Origin of the sequence: Streptomyces sp. NBC_01808 (assembly GCF_035917395.1) — a bacterium.
Classification (GTDB): domain Bacteria; phylum Actinomycetota; class Actinomycetes; order Streptomycetales; family Streptomycetaceae; genus Streptomyces.
Window position 1 is genome coordinate 1,137,163 of sequence record NZ_CP109072.1, and the last position, 15,399, is coordinate 1,152,561.

At 74.6% G+C, this 15,399-nt stretch carries 15 protein-coding genes, 1 tRNA gene and 1 pseudogene; 5 read left to right on the forward strand and 12 right to left on the reverse strand.

Translation table 11 applies throughout. The annotated features are described in order from the left end of the window. Positions 1 to 5 precede the first annotated feature (5 nt). A complete protein-coding gene (gene yczR / locus OG946_RS04570) occupies positions 6 to 1,460 on the reverse strand; it encodes an aminotransferase-like domain-containing protein (protein WP_326794875.1) in 1,455 nt (484 codons plus the stop codon). Between the two features lie 63 nt (positions 1,461 to 1,523). Here yczR and OG946_RS04575 point away from each other — a divergent pair, with 63 nt between their 5' ends. Beyond that, positions 1,524 to 2,717 (forward strand): trans-sulfuration enzyme family protein, encoded by a 1,194-nt coding sequence (locus OG946_RS04575; protein ID WP_326794876.1) that lies wholly within the window; start codon positions 1,524 to 1,526, stop codon positions 2,715 to 2,717. Positions 2,718 to 2,765: 48 nt separating this feature from the next. On the opposite strand, the gene OG946_RS04580 is transcribed toward OG946_RS04575, so the two are convergent. The 5 genes from OG946_RS04580 to OG946_RS36025 form a co-directional block, all read right to left on the reverse strand. Next, the gene (locus tag OG946_RS04580) at positions 2,766 to 3,857 is read right to left on the reverse strand and encodes a hypothetical protein (RefSeq protein ID WP_326794877.1); all 1,092 of its coding nucleotides are present in this window, start codon (positions 3,855 to 3,857) and stop codon (positions 2,766 to 2,768) included. Positions 3,858 to 3,977: 120 nt separating this feature from the next. Continuing rightward, positions 3,978 to 4,538, reverse strand: a complete 561-nt coding sequence (locus OG946_RS04585; RefSeq protein WP_326794878.1) for an HIT family protein — start codon at positions 4,536 to 4,538, stop codon at positions 3,978 to 3,980. A 60-nt stretch (positions 4,539 to 4,598) separates the two neighbouring features. Beyond that, the gene (gene thrS, locus OG946_RS04590) at positions 4,599 to 6,581 is read right to left on the reverse strand and encodes a threonine--tRNA ligase (protein ID WP_326794879.1); all 1,983 of its coding nucleotides are present in this window, start codon (positions 6,579 to 6,581) and stop codon (positions 4,599 to 4,601) included. A gap of 114 nt (positions 6,582 to 6,695) precedes the next feature. Then, the gene (locus OG946_RS04595) at positions 6,696 to 7,853 is read right to left on the reverse strand and encodes a hypothetical protein (RefSeq protein WP_326794880.1); all 1,158 of its coding nucleotides are present in this window, start codon (positions 7,851 to 7,853) and stop codon (positions 6,696 to 6,698) included. Further along, on the reverse strand, positions 7,853 to 8,161 hold the full coding sequence (locus tag OG946_RS36025) for a hypothetical protein (RefSeq protein ID WP_442814262.1): 309 nt from the start codon (positions 8,159 to 8,161) through the stop codon (positions 7,853 to 7,855). Before OG946_RS36025 ends, OG946_RS04595 begins: the two co-directional genes overlap by 1 nt. A gap of 187 nt (positions 8,162 to 8,348) precedes the next feature. On the opposite strand from OG946_RS36025, the gene OG946_RS04605 reads away from it, so the two are divergent. Further along, positions 8,349 to 9,077 carry a 3'-5' exonuclease gene (locus tag OG946_RS04605; protein WP_326794881.1) on the forward strand — a complete coding sequence of 243 codons (729 nt, stop codon included), beginning with the start codon at positions 8,349 to 8,351 and terminating at the stop codon, positions 9,075 to 9,077. 106 nt (positions 9,078 to 9,183) lie between these two features. Here OG946_RS04605 and OG946_RS04610 read toward each other — a convergent pair. After that, a tRNA-Val gene (locus OG946_RS04610) sits at positions 9,184 to 9,258 on the reverse strand. Between the two features lie 425 nt (positions 9,259 to 9,683). Between OG946_RS04610 and OG946_RS04615 the strand changes: the two genes are divergently transcribed. Both OG946_RS04615 and OG946_RS04620 read left to right on the forward strand, forming a co-directional pair. Then, positions 9,684 to 10,097 carry an SsgA family sporulation/cell division regulator gene (locus OG946_RS04615; RefSeq protein ID WP_018836768.1) on the forward strand — a complete coding sequence of 138 codons (414 nt, stop codon included), beginning with the start codon at positions 9,684 to 9,686 and terminating at the stop codon, positions 10,095 to 10,097. Between the two features lie 180 nt (positions 10,098 to 10,277). Continuing rightward, a pseudogene (locus tag OG946_RS04620) lies at positions 10,278 to 10,835 on the forward strand (CGNR zinc finger domain-containing protein); the annotation flags it as partial. 124 nt (positions 10,836 to 10,959) lie between these two features. Here the strand turns inward: OG946_RS04620 and OG946_RS04625 are convergent. Together OG946_RS04625 and OG946_RS04630 are read right to left on the reverse strand one after the other, a co-directional pair. Next, positions 10,960 to 11,112, reverse strand: coding sequence for a hypothetical protein (locus OG946_RS04625; protein WP_199850565.1), 153 nt, complete (start codon positions 11,110 to 11,112; stop codon positions 10,960 to 10,962). Between the two features lie 152 nt (positions 11,113 to 11,264). Further along, positions 11,265 to 11,756, reverse strand: coding sequence for a hypothetical protein (locus OG946_RS04630; RefSeq protein WP_326794882.1), 492 nt, complete (start codon positions 11,754 to 11,756; stop codon positions 11,265 to 11,267). 128 nt (positions 11,757 to 11,884) lie between these two features. Between OG946_RS04630 and OG946_RS04635 the strand changes: the two genes are divergently transcribed. Continuing rightward, positions 11,885 to 12,397: a DsbA family protein gene (locus tag OG946_RS04635; RefSeq protein ID WP_326794883.1), complete on the forward strand. Its 513-nt coding sequence runs from the start codon at positions 11,885 to 11,887 to the stop codon at positions 12,395 to 12,397. Between the two features lie 120 nt (positions 12,398 to 12,517). On the opposite strand, the gene OG946_RS04640 is transcribed toward OG946_RS04635, so the two are convergent. The 3 genes from OG946_RS04640 to OG946_RS04650 are packed head-to-tail and all read right to left on the reverse strand — an operon-like array spanning position 12,518 to position 15,305. Continuing rightward, positions 12,518 to 13,348, reverse strand: a complete 831-nt coding sequence (locus tag OG946_RS04640; protein ID WP_326794884.1) for a GNAT family N-acetyltransferase — start codon at positions 13,346 to 13,348, stop codon at positions 12,518 to 12,520. Positions 13,349 to 13,398: 50 nt separating this feature from the next. Then, on the reverse strand, positions 13,399 to 14,238 hold the full coding sequence (locus tag OG946_RS04645; RefSeq protein ID WP_326794885.1) for an aminotransferase class IV: 840 nt from the start codon (positions 14,236 to 14,238) through the stop codon (positions 13,399 to 13,401). Further along, positions 14,235 to 15,305, reverse strand: a complete 1,071-nt coding sequence (locus tag OG946_RS04650; RefSeq protein ID WP_326794886.1) for a chorismate-binding protein — start codon at positions 15,303 to 15,305, stop codon at positions 14,235 to 14,237. The genes OG946_RS04645 and OG946_RS04650 overlap by 4 nt, the downstream gene beginning before the upstream one ends. Between the last annotated feature and the right edge of the window lie 94 nt (positions 15,306 to 15,399).

A 15,399-nucleotide genomic window follows, 5' to 3' on the forward strand; every position in this document is an offset into this window, starting at 1 on the left:
CCCGGTCACACCGTCACGCCGCCGAGGGCCGCGGGCGTCGCCGGGCGGGAGCTCCCGTCGTACGCCGTCCAGGCCGCGGCCAGCCGCTCGACGGCCTCGGTGAGCACGTCCCGCGGGAAGCAGAAGTGCAGCCGCAGATACGGGCCGCTGCCCCCGGCGGCGTCCACGCAGGCGCCGGGCAGGACGGCGACCCCGTGCCGGAGCGCGACCTGCGCGAAGGACACCCCGTCCCCGTACGGCAGCCGCAGCCACACCGTCTGCCCGCCGGGGACCGGCGGGCAGTCCCAGGAGGGCAGCAGCCGCGCCAGCTCGGCGCGCAAGTGGTCGTGGGCCGCGCGCAGTTCGGCGCGGCGGCGGGCGAGCAGGGGTTCGTACGCGGCCAGCAGGGAGACGGCGACGAGCTGCGCCGGCACGTCGGTGCCGAGGTCGTGGACGGCCTTCAGCCGGGCGAGCCGGGTGACGACGCCTGCGGGCGCGCGCACCCAGCCGATGCGCAGGCCGCCCCAGACCACCTTGCTCAGCGACCCGACGCTGATGACCTCGGCGCCGTCCGCGCACGCGGCGAGCGCCGGCGGCGCGGCGCCCTCGAACGCGAGGTCCGCCACCACCTCGTCGTCCACCAGCGGTACGCCGAAGTGGCCCGCCGCCTCCGCGAGCCGCCGCCCGCGCAGCGGGGGCAGCACGGCGGCGGTCGGGTTCTGGTGCACCGAACCGACGTACGCGAGCGCCGGCCTGTGCTCCGCCAGCGTCCGCACGGCGGCGTCCACGTCGATCCCGTACGGCCCCACCGCCACGGGCCGCAGCACGGCGCCCGCCTCCCGGAACAGGTCCAGCGCGCCGGGGTACGCGGGCGCCTCGACCAGCACCGGGTCGCCGGGGGCGATGAACAACCGGGTCAGCAGCGCCAGCGCCTGCTGGCCGCCGGTGGTGACGAGGATCTGCGCCGGGTCGGTGGGGATGCCGCGGGCGGCGTAGCGGGCGGCGACGGCGGCGCGCAGGGCGGGCAGCCCGGCGGGGTGGTAGCCGAGGCCGGTCGCGGGCAGGGCCAGGTCGCGGTAGGCGCGGGCCAGTTCGGGCGGCGGGCCGTCGGGGGCGGCGCAGCTCAGCAGGATCACGCCGTCGGCCGGCTCCAGCAGGTTGAGGAAGAGCGGGTTAGCTGTCTCCGCCGTGCGCCCCGGCACGAGCGCCGCCTCGGCGACGCGGGTGCCGCTCCCCTGCCGCCGTATGACGCGGCCCTCCTGCCGCAGCACGCCGTACGCCGCGACGACCGTCGTGCGCCCCACGGCCAGCGCCGCCGCGAGCGCCCGCTCCGGCGGCAGCGCGGCGCCCGGGCGCAGCCGGCCCTCGTCGACCAGCCGCCGGAGCCGGGCGGCGAGCAGCACGTACAGCGGGCCGCGCCCGGCCGACCAGCGGCCCAGGGCGGCCACCAGGTCGGAGGCCCGCACGTCGTCGGTGTCCATGGCGGACCAATCTCCCGGAATTGGCCCTGTTCCGGCAACCCATTCGCCGCGGAGACTTTCGCCATGAGCGCCGACCTGCACCCCTCGACCCGTACCGCCCACCCGCCCGTGCCGGTCCCCGAGGGCAGCCGCCCCGTGACCGTGCCGATCCACCAGGGGCACGTCTTCTCGTTCGACTCCGCCGACGCGATGGCCGCCGCGTTCCACGACCCGGACGGCGCGTACCTCTACAGCCGCTTCGGCAACCCGACCGTCCGCGCGCTGGAGGAGGCCGTCAGCGACCTCGAAGGGGGTGCGGGCGGGCTGGCGTTCGCGTCCGGCATGGGCGCGATCAACGCCGTGCTGCTCAGCCTGCTCTCCGCGGGCGACCACGTCATCGCGCAGCGCTCCCTGTACGGCGGCACGTACGCGACGCTGACCGATCTGGCGAAGCGCTGGGGGGTGTCGGTCACGTACGTCTCCGGCCGGGACGCCGACGAGGTACGGGCCGCGTGCACGCCCCGCACCCGGGTCCTCTACCTGGAGACCATCGCCAACCCCACCACCGCCGTCACCGACCTGCCCGCGCTCCTGGCCGCCGCCGCGGAGGCCGGGGTCGCCGGCGTCGTCGACAACACGTTCGCCACCCCGCTGCTCTGCCGCCCGGTCGAGCACGGCGCCGCCGTCGTCGTGCACTCGGCGACCAAGTACCTCGGCGGCCACGCCGATGTCCTGGGCGGCGTCGCCGTCTTCCGCGACGCGGAGCTGCGCCGCCGGGTCTGGACGCACGCCGTCGAACAGGGCGCGGTGGCCGACCCGTTCGCGGCGTGGCTGACGCTGCGGGGCATGGCGACCCTGGCGCTACGCGTCGAGCGGCAGTCCGCGACGGCGCTGACGCTGGCCGAACGGCTCGCCTCCCACCCGGCGGTCGCCCGGGTCCGCCACCCGGGGCTGCCGGACCACCCGGACCGCGCGACGGCCGCCCGGCTGCTGGCCGCGGGCGGCGGGGTGCTGGCGTTCGACCTGGCGGGCGGCCGGGACGCGGGGCGCAGGTGCGTCGAGTCGCTGCGGCTGGCGCTGCTGAGCCCGTCGCTCGGCGACGTCAAGACGCTCGTCATGCACCCGGCGAGCACATCGCACCGGCAGCTCGACGCGGCGGCGCTGGCGGCGATGGACATCGGCGAGGGCACGGTCCGGGTCTCGGTGGGCATCGAGCACCCGGACGACCTGTGGGCGGACCTGGCGCAGGCACTGGCCAAGGCGGCGGACCCCGCATAGGGCGGAGCGGGCGGGCCCGGCTGTCCGGTCCCGAGGGCCGCGCCGGGCTCAGCCGTCACCGCCTCCCCCGCCACCGCCCCCACCGCCGCCGTCGGAGCCGCCGCCACCGCCGTCGAAGCCGCCACCACCGTCCGCACCGCCGGAGCCGCTGCCGGCGGGCTCGTAACCGAGGCCGGTGGTCCACGGTGCGTCCCACATGGCCCATCCCACGCCCCCCGTGTCGTCCGCCCCGGCGTTCCCGTACGGGTCGAACACCCGGTGCACCGTGCCGAAGCGGATCAGCGCGTTCTGGTCGCCCGCACCGCACACGACGCCGAAGAAGTGGGCCACCACGGCGTCCATCGGGTCGTCCGACTCGTACCGCACGTCCATCAGCGGCACCACCCGCGCGTACCGCACCCTCCACTCCCGGCGCCGCGTCAGCAGCGCCACCGGCCGCCCGTCCCGCAGCAGCCGGGACGACTCCACGTCCCGGCCCTCCAGCTCCCACCGCTCCCCCGCCGAACGGAGCACGGCGAACAGCCCCCGTAACGAGGAGTCGACGATGGTGAGCCCGGCCGGCCGGCCCGCCACGGTGACCGTCAGCGGCGGCTTCCGCACCCGCATCTGCTCCAGCGTCAGACCGGCCTTCCCGCGCAGCCGCACCGCGGGCGTCCCGGGCACCCCGTCGGCCCAGACGTCCGCGCGCACCAGCCGCCGGTCGACGGCCACCGTCACCGTGCCGCTCCGCGGTCCCGCGGCGGAGCGCCGCGCCATCCACAGCGGCACGCCCTCCTCCTCGGCCCGCCGCCCGGCCGCGGCCACCTCCGCGGGCCCGCCGCTCAGCGGCACCGCCAGCTCGCCGAGCGCCCGGGCGAACTCCGCCGCCCGCCGCACCCAGATCACCTGGGCGGAGCCGGTCACGCGGATCACCGGCACGGGGCCGCGCCCCTGCCCGATCCGCGAAAGCTCGCGCTCCGCCCCGCCGCCGCCGACCCACTGCCCCCGCAGATACGCCTCGGCCATGGCCAGCAGGTTCAAGTCGCGGGTCCGCACCTGCGGATCCCGCCCCGGAGACAACCCGCCGGTCGTCAGCCGCACCTTCGCCGCCAGCGGGTTCCACGATCTCTCCGCATAGACGACCGTCTCGTCACCCGACATCTGTGCCCCCCTGCACACCGCCGCGCAAACGGGGGCCGAACCCCCCGCTTTCGGCCCAGTGTGCACGTAACCCCGGAAAACTCACCCCGGTCGGAAGGCACCGCCAGGCGGAGGGACCGGCTAGTCCGCGGGCCAGGCGGCGGCGAGCATCGCGCGGGTGTCCGCCAGGAGTTGGGGCAGCACCTTCGTGTGGCTGACGACCGGCATGAAGTTCGTGTCCCCGCCCCACCGCGGCACCACGTGCTGGTGCAGGTGCGCGGCGATGCCCGCGCCCGCGACCGGGCCCTGGTTCATGCCGAGGTTGAACCCCTGGGCCCCGGACGCGGTGCGCAGGGCGGTCATCGCGCGCTTGGTGAAGACAGCCAGCTCCGCGGTCTCCTCGTCGGTCAGCTCGGTGTAGTCCGCGACGTGCCGGTACGGGACGACCATCAGGTGCCCGCCGTTGTACGGGTACAGGTTCAGCACCGCGTAGACCTGTGCGCCGCGGGCGAGGATCAGCCCGTCCTCGTCGGACTTCTCCGGGATCGCGCAGAACGGGCAACCGTCGCCGGCGGCGGTGCCGGTGGGCTTGTTCTCCCCCTGGATGTACGCCATGCGGTGCGGCGTCCACAGCCGCTGGAACTGATCCGGGGTGCCGACCCCGAGCTGCTGCTCCGGCTCACTGGTCATGCTCAGCAGCATATGGCGTACGGCCCCGCCGACCGGGCGCCGGGCCCGGCCCGGCGCCCCGGCCGCGCCGGATCACGACCCGGCGCGCTCCGCGACCGCGCGGGCCACCTCGTCGATCGCGTCGTCGATCGGCACGCCGTTGTTCTGCTCGCCGCTGCGGTAGCGGAAGGAGACGGCGCCCTTGGCCATGTCGTCGTCGCCCGCGATCAGCATGTACGGGACCTTGGCCTTCTGGGCGTTGCGGATCTTCTTCTGCATCCGGTCGGAGGAGGAGTCGACCTCGACCCGCAGCCCGCGGGCCCGCATCTTCGCCGCGACCTCCTGGAGGTACGGCACGTGGTCGTCGCCGATCGGGATGCCGACGACCTGTACCGGCGCCAGCCACGCCGGGAAGGCGCCCGCGTAGTGCTCCAGCAGGACGGCGAAGAACCGCTCGATGGAGCCGAAGAGGGCGCGGTGGATCATCACCGGCCGCTGCCGCGAGCCGTCCGCCGCGGTGTACTCCAGGTCGAAGCGTTCGGGGAGGTTGAAGTCCACCTGGATCGTGGACATCTGCCACGTCCTGCCGATGGCGTCCTTGGCCTGCACCGAGATCTTCGGCCCGTAGAACGCCGCCCCGCCCGGGTCCATGACCAGTTGCAGGCCCTGCTTCTCCGCGGCCCGGCGCAGGATCTCGGTGGCCTCCGCCCAGACCTCGTCGGAGCCGATGGACTTCTCCGGGTCCTTGGTGGACAGCTCCAGGTAGAAGTCCTCCAGGCCGTAGTCGCGCAGCAGGTTCAGCACGAAGGTCAGCAGCGAGTCCAGCTCGCCGGCCATCTGCTCCTTGGTGCAGTAGATGTGCGCGTCGTCCTGGGTGAAGCCCCGGGCCCGGGTGAGGCCGTGCACGACGCCGGACTTCTCGTACCGGTAGACGGTCCCGAACTCGAAGAGGCGCAGCGGCAGCTCGCGGTACGAGCGGCCGCGGGCGTCGAAGATCAGGTTGTGCATCGGGCAGTTCATGGGCTTGAGGTAGTAGTCCTGGCCCTCGTCGAGCTGCATGGGCGGGTACATGCCGTCGGCGTACCAGTCCAGGTGGCCCGACTTCTCGAAGAGCTTCCCCTTCGTCGCGTGCGGGGTGTAGACGAACTCGTAGCCCGACTCCTCGTGCCGCCGGCGCGAGTAGTCCTCCATCACGCGGCGCACGACGCCGCCCTTGGGGTGGAAGACCGCCAGGCCGGAGCCGATGTCCTCGGGGATGGAGAAGAGGTCCAGCTCGGTGCCGAGCTTGCGGTGGTCGCGCTTCTCGGCCTCGGCCAGGAACTCCAGATGCGCCTTCAGCTCGTCCCGCGACGGCCAGGCCGTGCCGTAGATCCGCTGGAGCTGCGGGTTCTTCTCACTGCCGCGCCAGTACGCGGCGGCGGAGCGCATCAGCTTGAAGGCGGGGATGAGCCGCGTCGTCGGCAGGTGGGGGCCGCGGCAGAGGTCCTTCCAGCACAGCTCGCCGGTCTTGGCGTCGAGGTTGTCGTAGATCGTCAGCTCGCCGGCGCCGACCTCCGCGGACGCGCCCTCCGCGGCGTCTGCGGCGTTGCCCTTGAGGCCGATCAGCTCCAGCTTGTACGGCTCGGCGGCCAGCTCCTCTCGGGCGTCGGCGTCGGTGGTGACGCGGCGGGAGAAGCGCTGGCCGCGCTTGACGATCTCCTGCATCTTCTTCTCGACGCGCTTGAGGTCGTCGGGGTGGAAGGGCTCGGGGACGTCGAAGTCGTAGTAGAAGCCGTCCTTGACGGGCGGGCCGATGCCGAGCTTGGCCTCGGGGAACAGCTCCTGCACGGCCTGGGCCATGACGTGGGCCGTGGAGTGCCGCAGGATGTCCAGCCCGTCGGGGCTGTCGATCTCCACCGGCTCGACCTCGTCGCCGTCGGCGACCTCGTACGCGAGGTCCTTCAGCGCGCCGGCGACGCGGGCGGCGATCACGGTGCGCTCGCCGGGGAAGAGGTCGCCGGCCGTCGTGCCCGTCGTGACCACGCGCTCTTCCCGCTCGGCGGCATCGCGGCTGATGATCACACGGACGTCGGACACGGGGTCTCCTTCACGGGGAACGGGGTGCCGCACGCGGCGGCGGCACGGCGTGAATCGTACCGAGCCGGGGGGGCGCACGGCGAAATCGGGCGTCGCGTGCGCGGACCGGTGCTCTCAGCCGTCGCCGTACGCCTCGTCGAGGAAGTCCAGGTGCTCGTGGGCCTTCGGCAGCCGGTTCCCCTCGGCGTCCGCCACCGGTACGGGCCGCACCCCCGACGCCCCGGTCAGCCGCCGGAAGCCGCCGCGGCTCTCCAGCATGCCGCTGAGCCGCACCGGGACGCCGGCCAGGTGCGCCTGGCCGGCGACCCGGTACGCCTCCTCGTCGAGCGACGTGCGCACCTCGGTGACGTCCGCGCCCGCGAGTACCCGCAGCCGCACCCGGCCGGGGCCGGTGGCTGCCGTCCGGCTGAGCCGGGTGACGGCTGCGGTGAGCCGGACCGGGAGGGAGGGCTCCCGGTGCCGGTAGCGCACGGCGGCCCGCTGCAGGGCCGGGATGTCGCCGGGGGTGAACTCCACCGGCTCGGGGACGGGGGCGAAGCCCTGCGGCGGCGGGTACGCGGGCGCCCAGGCCAGGGTGATGCGCACGCCGTCCGTGCCGCGTACGAGGGCGGTCAGGGCCTCGGCCAGCTCGTGGCACACGCCGAGTTCGACGGCGTGGTCGAAGGCGTCCATCGCCCCGGTGGTGTGGTGCCGGTCCACCGCGTCGCGGGTGCCGCGCAGGGCGCGGAGCAGCATGGTGGTGACCGCGCGGCTCTCCGGCGCGGGTACGAACGCGGTGAGCCGGGCGGCGTGGGCGCCGGGGCCGAGCAGGGTCTGCTCGACGTCCCGCGCGGCGTGCGGGCGCAGCCGGGCACCGTGGAAGCCCGCGGGGCGGCGGGCGGCGAGCGCGCCGGCCAGCAGCATGGCGCGGGCGGCGGCGGAGAGCCGCTCGGCGTCGGCCCACCGGGCGGGCCCGGCGCGCCGCTCGGCCCCGTACTCCCAGCTCACCTCGTCGCTGGGCACGGCCACTGCGGTGAGCACGAGCGGGGCGGACGGCTCGGGGCTGCGGGCCAGCGCGGTGAGCGCTTCGGCGAGCAGGTCGGTGCAGTCGGGGAAGGCGCGGTCGGCCGGTACGAGGACGCCGGCGCCGCCCGGTGCGTCGCCGGGCGGGGTGAAGCGCGCGTACCTGCCGGTGGAACCGCCGTGCCGGCGCCAGCCATGGCGGGCGAGGAGGGCGCCGAGCACGGCGGGGTCCGTATGGGCGGGGTCGGGCTCCGGAGGCTGCCGGTACATCAGGGTCTCCCTCCCCTGCCGGCCCTCGCGGTGAGCGCGTGGCGCGCGCGGCCGGCGAAGACACGGATCAGTGCGTGGCCGGCCGGGCGGCGCGCGGCCCGTACCGGGACGTGCCGGTCGATGCCGCTGCCGGGGAAGGGCTGCACCGGGGTGCAGCGGGCAGCGGCAACGACCGCGTGCAGACAGGCGGTCTGCAGCGTCTCCGTGCACGCCGTCGCGGCGAGAGCACCGCGCCGCGGTGCGGTCCGCTCGGGGAACGGGCCGCGCGGTTCCGGCCGGGTGAGGGCCATGGCCCAACTGCCTTCCACGCGCTGTGGGTAGCTGACGGGGGCCGGCCCCGCCACGGGCGGCCGAGGCGCGCCCGGCCCTCACTCTCTGTTGTCACCGCACGGGCTCTCCGCCAAACAACCATTGTTCGAACGAGGGGTGTTGGGGGTATCACCCGGTCGGGTGGGAACCACCCCACCGACCGTAAAACTCCAGGGAGTTGGGCTGATGACGCTCTGGTACGAGGGGCCACTGGCCGCCTTCGACACCGAGACGACCGGCGTGGACGTGGAACGCGACCGGATACTCTCCGCAGCCGTCGTCGTCCAGCCCCACATCACCTCGCCGCCCCGCTGTACGTCGTGGCTCGTCTCTCCCGACGTGGAGATCCCGGCCGCGGCCACGGCGGTGCACGGGCTGACGCGGGCGCATCTGCAGCGTCTGGGCCGCTGGCCGGCGCCGGTGATGGAGGAGGTCGGCAAGGCGCTGGCGGCGCAGTGCGCGAGCCACGTACCGCTGGTGGTGATGAACGCACCGTTCGATCTGACGCTGCTGGACCGCGAGTTACGCCGGCACCGCGCCTCCTCGCTGCCGAAGTACCTCGGCGGCGCGCCGCTGTGCGTGCTGGACCCGCTGGTGCTGGACCGGCACCTCGACCGCTACCGCAAGGGCAGCCGCACGCTCACGGCGCTGTGCGAGCACTACGGCGTGGAGCTGGCCGGCGCCCACGAGGCCGGCGCGGACGCGACGGCGGCGCTGCGCCTCGTACGGGCCATCGGACAGCGTTACGCGGACCGGCTGGGCGAGTTGACCGCGCCGGAGCTGCACACTCGGCAGACGGCCTGGCACGGCGCGCAGGCGCGCGGCCTGACGGCGTGGTTCGCGCGCACGGGCTCGGACGAACGCTGCGACCCGGCCTGGCCGTTGCGCGCGACCGGTCTGGCGACGGTGGCCTGACTCGATTGACGTTGTGGCGTACCCCGTTGCCGGGAAGCGGGGGTGCGCAGTAACGACGAAGGCGATCTGCGTCCGTGCTTCTTGCGGACGCAGATCGCCTTCGTCTTGGTGGGCGATACTGGGATCGAACCAGTGACCTCTTCGGTGTGAACGAAGCGCTCTCCCCCTGAGCTAATCGCCCCGGAGCGCCTTGGTGGCGCGGTCAGAACCATACAGGGCGGCGGGGTCGCCGTTCAAACCGGTTGCCGCGGCGGGGCCGCAGAGGGCCCCGTCCGCGCGACGCAGCCGCGCGGTGACGACGGCGGCGGCGTTACCCGGCGTGAGCATCCCCGTATGCCCCTTACCGGCCATCGCCGACGCACCCTCCGCGCGCCTCCGTCACACTGCGCCCGATTCTCGTTACTCTCCGCATCCAGAGAGCCCAAACTATGCGTGCCGGAGAGTTCACCGGAACGGCCCTGCTCCGAGAACCCTCACTAGGCCGTACGAACTACGAAAAACATCGCAAAACAGTCAGAGGGGTTTACAACGCCCCGGTAGGTGGCATGTCGACTTCGCCGACGTGCGAATCCCCGAGCGCACACTGAGCGAAAGGCCCTGGCGCTTATGAACCACACGGTCAGCTGCGAGCTGCACCTGCGCCTCGTTGTGTCGAGCGAGTCTTCCCTGCCTGTCCCCGCAGGTCTGCGGTACGACACCGCGGATCCTTACGCCGTGCACGCCACCTTCCACACGGGCGCAGAAGAGACGGTCGAATGGGTGTTCGCCCGCGATCTGCTCGCCGAAGGGCTCCACCGCCCGACCGGCACCGGCGACGTCCGCGTCTGGCCATCCAGAAGCCACGGCCAGGGCGTCGTCTGCATCGCCCTCAGCTCGCCCGAGGGCGAGGCGCTGCTCGAAGCACCCGCGAGGGCGCTGGAGTCCTTCCTGAAGCGCACGGACGCCGCCGTGCCGCCCGGGACGGAGCCACGCCACTTCGACCTCGACACCGAGCTCTCGCACATCCTCGCGGAGAGCTGAGCCCCTACGACCTCACCGTCCGTAGCCGTCAGCCTCGGGGAGACGGCCGGACCCCCCACCGGACAACCGCATCACGGCACCGCCGTCGTTCCACCGTGGGCGACGGCGGTGTCACGTTTTGGCTAGAGTCGGCGTCAGACCGACCAGGGGAACGCGCGGCCCGACCAGGGGAGCGGAACGGTGCTGATCAATCACGACACCCGGTGCGCGCTCGACATCGTCGTGGCGCTTCTGAACACCGACGCCGGGGACGGGGGCAAGGAAGCGGACGTGCTCGTGGACGTGGGGGCGCTCCAGGGGTTCGTCGACGAGCACGAGATCAGCGGCCTGGAAGCCCTCTGCCGCTCCGACCTGGACGCGGTCCGGGCCGTACGGAGGGACCTCTCGGCCGTCTTCGCCGCCCCGGACGACCGGGCGGCGGCGGAGCGGCTCAACGCGATCGTGGCCGCGGCCGGCACCACGCCGCAGCTCACGGACCACGACGGGTACGAGTGGCACGTGCACTACTTCGCGCCCGGCGCCTCCGTCGCCGAACACCTGGCCGCGGACGGCGGGATGGCACTGGCGTTCCTCGTCGTCGCCGGCGAGCGCGAACGGCTGCGCCGCTGCGAGGCGCCGGACTGCGGCCGGGCCTTCGTCGACTACTCGCGCAACCGCTCCCGCCGCTACTGCTCCAGCCGCACCTGCGGCAACCGGCTGCACGTGGCGGCGTACCGCGCCCGGCAGCGCGAGGCGGCGGCGGAGAACGGGGCTGGGAACGGGACGGGGAACGGGACGAAGGACGGCGCGGGGAACGGGGCTGGGGACATGGCCGGAACCGGGGACGGGAAGGCGGCGGCCGGGGCCGCCGGCGGGGCGGCGCTCACCAGCCGATGAGGTCGTAGACCGAGGTGCCGAAGATCAGCACGCCCACGACGGTGAGGAAGAGCATCAACGGCGGCTGGGACAGGGCGAAGAGGCAGCCGCGGGGCTCGGCGGGGGCGGGAGGCCGCGGTGCGGGCGTGTGGTCGTTCATCTCGCGCAGATAATTGCGCAGGCACGCATGCCCAAGTGGGCAACACGCCAGGAAAACCCGGCCTGTTCACGAAGATCGGCCGCGCATGATCAGTTCTTGTCGACAGAGATCGACTTCGCGGCTGCGCAGGGTAGTTCGGTGCGCCCGTAGCGTCAGATTCCGTGCTTCTTCAGGATCGCCTCGATGTCCGAGAAGTCCTCGTCCCCGGAGCCGGAGCCGGAGCCGGAGCCCCGCCGCCCCGTCGTCGCCGGCGCGGAGCCGCGCGACTTGCCGGCCCGGCCGGCGCCCAGCGCGGGCTGCGACGCCGCGGGCGCTGCCGCAGGGGCGGCCGCGGCGCCCCCGCCGGCCTTGCGCTTGGCGCGCTCGCCGGCGAAACGCTGGGCGACCCACAGCACGACGGCGACCGCGAGCACGCCGAAGCCGCCCCAGACCGAGGGCTTGAAGACGAGATCCGTGGCCCAGTCCCCGGTGGCCTTGCCTACCTTGCCGCCGAGCTTGACCAGCCCCGCCATGGCCAGGCCGACCGGCACCAGCGACAGGGCAGCGATCTTCGTCGCCCGCCGGAACCTACGCCGGTATGCGGTCAACAGCGCGATCGCGAGCCCCGCCGCGGAGAGCGCGGCGCAGACCGTGGTGGTGAACATGCATCCATCGTGCACCGGAACGCGCCACGATTGCCATGGTGCGGCACGGCATGGGGGACATCTCCGGGTCCGGGTCGTCCGCAGGACCGAGACGGCGCCGCCCCTCGGGGCCTGGAAGACTGACATCCATGGAGAACGATGTGAACGGTGCGCCCGTCCTCGACGTGTGGTGCGAGCTGCAGTGCCCGGACTGCCGGACGGCGCTCGCCGACCTGCGCGCGCTGCGGGAGCGCTACGGGGACCGGCTCGACATCCGGCTGCGCCACTTCCCGCTGGACAAGCACCAGCACGCGATGGCGGGCGCCCAGGCCGCCGAGGAGGCGTTCGCGCAGGGGAAGGGCTGGGAGTACGTCGAGGCCGTGCTGGCCAGGGCGGAGAAGTTCGGCAAGCAGGGCGAGTCGCTGCTGGTCGAGACGGCGCGCGAGCTGGACCTGAACGCCGCGGAGGTGGAGACGGCCCTCGTGGACGGGCGGCACTTCCTGATCGTGGACGCGGACGTCGCGGAGGGCAAGGCGATCGGCGTGACGGGGACGCCGACGTACGTCATCGGGGACGAGCGCCTGGACGGCGGCAAGAGCCAGGAGGGACTGCGCGAGCGGATCGAGGAGATCGCGGACCGGCTGCTGGCCGCGGCGGGCTGAGGCGGGGCCGGGCCGGCGAGCCCTCGCGCAGGGGCCGGAGGCGGGGGCTGCGGGCCGGGCGGCGCCCCGGTCCCGCGGCCGTGCCCCCGGCCGGGGCGCCGCGGGCCGCCGCCGCCGTCTTCAGATCAGCGGCTTGCGCAGGTGGTACGCCGTGGGCGCGTAGTCCAGGGACTCGTACAGCCGCCGCGCCACCTCGTTCCACGCGAAGACGTGCAGCCCCAGCGTGGGCAGCCCCGCCGCCAGGCACTCGCGCTCCGCGGCGAGCATCAGCGTCCGGCCGTGGCCCCTCCCCCGGTGCTCGGGAGCGACGGTCACGGCGTAGACGTACCCCCCGGTGGCGATCTGCGGCTTCAGGGCGATCCAGATCGTGCCCACCCCCGCCCCCTCGTGCTCCAGCACGCGCAGCGCCACGTCCGGGGTGGCGGCGCCCGCCGGCAGCAGCGCGTCGTGGGCGGCACCGGCCCGGCTCCGCGCCTCGTCGGGCGGCGTCCCCTGGTCCAGCCAGCGGTGCGCGTACGCCTCCACCTCCGCCGTCCGCCAGCCCGGGTACTCGCCCGCCGCCATCGGCCGCACCGCGGAGCCGGGCGGCAGCTCGGGCACCGCGGCCAGCTCCTTGGCCATCGTCCGGCCCGTCTCGGTGTAGCCGAGCGCCGCGGCCAGCCGCAGGCCGACCTCCGCGCGCGGGTCCAGGCTGAGCAGGATCTCCCGGCAGCCCCAGCCGCGCAGCACCTCCTCGGCCGCCAGCGCCGCCACCGTGCCCCGGCCGCGGCCACGCTCGGACCGCTGGATCCGAAGCGTCCGTACGCGCCCGGTGGCGGGGCCGAGGCGCGGGTCGGTGGCCAGCTCGACCTCGCCGATCGGGCGGCCGTTGACGCACACGGCGAACGCACGCGTACGGCCGCCGCCCGGCTCACGCCGCTCGGCTCCGGCCGGGCGCAGATGGGTCGTCATCGCTTCCCCTTCGTCCTCGGACGCGCGGAGTCTGCCGGTGCCCTCCGCCTCTACGGGTCGACGTCCCCCGCCGACCGCTCCGCGAACACCTGCATGGCCTTCGCCGTGACCGGACCGAGGGCACCCGGCAGTTCGCTGCCGTCGAGGTGCCGTACGGCCTGGACGTCGCGCAGCGAGGACGTCAGGAAGACCTCCTCCACCTCGCTGCCCTCGGCGAGCACCGAGAACGGCAGGTCCGTCTCCCGGGCGCCGGTCCATTCCAGCACCAACTGCCGGGTGATCCCGGCCAGGCAGCCGGAGGCGAGCGGCGGGGTGTGCAGCTCGCCGCCGAGGACGACGAAGACGTTGGAGCCGGTGCCCTCGCAGAGCCGGTCCCGGGTGTTGGCGAAGAGCGCTTCGCTCGCGCCGCCGTCGTGCGCGCGGGCGAGCGCGACGACGTTCTCCGCGTACGAGGTGGTCTTCAGCCCCGCGACGGCCCCGCGCTCGTTGCGCGTCCAGGGCACGGTGACGGCGTCCGTCTCGTCCGGCCGCGGCTCGGCGGCGGCCAGGGCGACGACCAGGGTGGGACGGCTGTCGTCCGGGTCGCTGCGGTGGGAGGACAGCGGCGCGGCACCGCCGGTGTACGTGATGCGCAGCCGGCCGTGCGGCACGGGCTCCGCGGCCAGCACCTCGGCACAGGCCCGGCGCACCTCGTCGAGGTCGGGCTCGGGCAGGCCGAGGCCGCGGGCGGAGCGGGCCAGCCGCTCCAGGTGCCGGGTGAGGGCGAAGGCGGCGCCACCGGTGGCCTTCAACGTCTCGAAGACGCCGTCGCCCACGGTGATGCCGTGGTCGAACACGGAGACCCGGGCGTCGGCCACCTCGCGCAGCCCGCCGTCGAGCCAGACCTTCATGGGCGTACGGTCCCTTCACTCGTGACTTCCGCTTCCGACGCTACCGCGAGCAGCCGGGATGCCTTCAATTCTGTCTCCCGCCACTCGCGCTCCGGGTCGGAGCCCCAGGTGATGCCCGCACCGGTGCCGAAGCGCAGCGCGGGGCCGCAGGACGCGGCCCGGTCGATCCAGAACGTGCGGATGCCGACGGCCAGTTCGCCGGTGCCGCGGTCGGCGTCGACCCAGCCGACGCCGCCGCAGTACGGGCCGCGGGGGGCGGTCTCCAGCTCGTCGATGATCCGCAGCGCGCTGCTCTTCGGCGCGCCGGTGACGGATCCGGCCGGGAAGGTCGCGCCGATCAGCTCCGCCCAGCCGGCGCCCGGGGCCAGCTCGCCGCGGACGGTGGAGACGAGGTGGACGAGGCCGGGGTGCTCCTCGACGGCGCAGAGGGCGGGCACGGTGACGGAGCCGGTGGTGCAGACGCGGCCGAGGTCGTTGCGCACGAGGTCGACGATCATGACGTTCTCGGCGCGGTCCTTTGCGGTGAGGTCGGCGGCGGTGCGGCCGGTGCCCTTGATCGGGCCGGACTCGACGGCGCGGCCGGCCCGGCGCAGGTACAGCTCGGGCGAGGCGGTGGCGACCTCGACGCCGTGCGCGGGCAGCCGGACGACGCCGGCGTACGGAGCGGGGTTGCCGCGGGCGAGGACGGCGGCGAGGGCGTCGATGTCGGCGGCGTCCGGGTCCGGCCCCGGGAGCGGGGCGGTGAGGACGCGGCACAGGTTGACCTGGTAGACGTCGCCGGCGGCGATGCGCTCCCTTATGCGGTGCACCCCGGCCACGTAGCCGCCGCGGTCGAGGGAGGTCGTCCAGCGCGCGGCGCCTGGGCCGCGCCAGCGGTGCGCGCGGGCGGCGGGCGGGTGCGGATCGGGGCGTACGTCGCCGAAGCGGGCGCACACCGTCCGGCCCTCGTACCCGGCGACGACGGCCCACCAGCCCGCGGAGTCGAGCGCGGCCGGGTCGTCGGTCACGTCGCGCAGGTCGGAGGCGACGAGACCGCCGAAGCGGGCGAGCGGGGCGAGGCGGGGCACGCCGCGAGTCTATGGCGGCCGGCGGACACCGGGCCCGGGACGGGTGCGGCCCTGGCACGGGCGCGTCCGCGGGCCAGGAGGCGGGCCGGGAGGC

What these genes read in the sequence shown, in the direction of transcription:
- yczR (WP_326794875.1), bottom strand. Translation starts at nt 1,460, where the DNA reads ATGGACACCGACGACGTGCGGGCCTCCGACCTGGTGGCCGCCCTGGGC.
- OG946_RS04575 (WP_326794876.1), top strand. Translation starts at nt 1,524, where the DNA reads ATGAGCGCCGACCTGCACCCCTCGACCCGTACCGCCCACCCGCCCGTG.
- OG946_RS04580 (WP_326794877.1), bottom strand. Translation starts at nt 3,857, where the DNA reads ATGTCGGGTGACGAGACGGTCGTCTATGCGGAGAGATCGTGGAACCCG.
- OG946_RS04585 (WP_326794878.1), bottom strand. Translation starts at nt 4,538, where the DNA reads ATGCTGCTGAGCATGACCAGTGAGCCGGAGCAGCAGCTCGGGGTCGGC.
- OG946_RS04595 (WP_326794880.1), bottom strand. Translation starts at nt 7,853, where the DNA reads ATGTACCGGCAGCCTCCGGAGCCCGACCCCGCCCATACGGACCCCGCC.
- OG946_RS04605 (WP_326794881.1), top strand. Translation starts at nt 8,349, where the DNA reads ATGACGCTCTGGTACGAGGGGCCACTGGCCGCCTTCGACACCGAGACG.
- OG946_RS04615 (WP_018836768.1), top strand. Translation starts at nt 9,684, where the DNA reads ATGAACCACACGGTCAGCTGCGAGCTGCACCTGCGCCTCGTTGTGTCG.
- OG946_RS04625 (WP_199850565.1), bottom strand. Translation starts at nt 11,112, where the DNA reads ATGAACGACCACACGCCCGCACCGCGGCCTCCCGCCCCCGCCGAGCCC.
- OG946_RS04630 (WP_326794882.1), bottom strand. Translation starts at nt 11,756, where the DNA reads ATGTTCACCACCACGGTCTGCGCCGCGCTCTCCGCGGCGGGGCTCGCG.
- OG946_RS04635 (WP_326794883.1), top strand. Translation starts at nt 11,885, where the DNA reads ATGGAGAACGATGTGAACGGTGCGCCCGTCCTCGACGTGTGGTGCGAG.
- OG946_RS04640 (WP_326794884.1), bottom strand. Translation starts at nt 13,348, where the DNA reads ATGACGACCCATCTGCGCCCGGCCGGAGCCGAGCGGCGTGAGCCGGGC.
- OG946_RS04645 (WP_326794885.1), bottom strand. Translation starts at nt 14,238, where the DNA reads ATGAAGGTCTGGCTCGACGGCGGGCTGCGCGAGGTGGCCGACGCCCGG.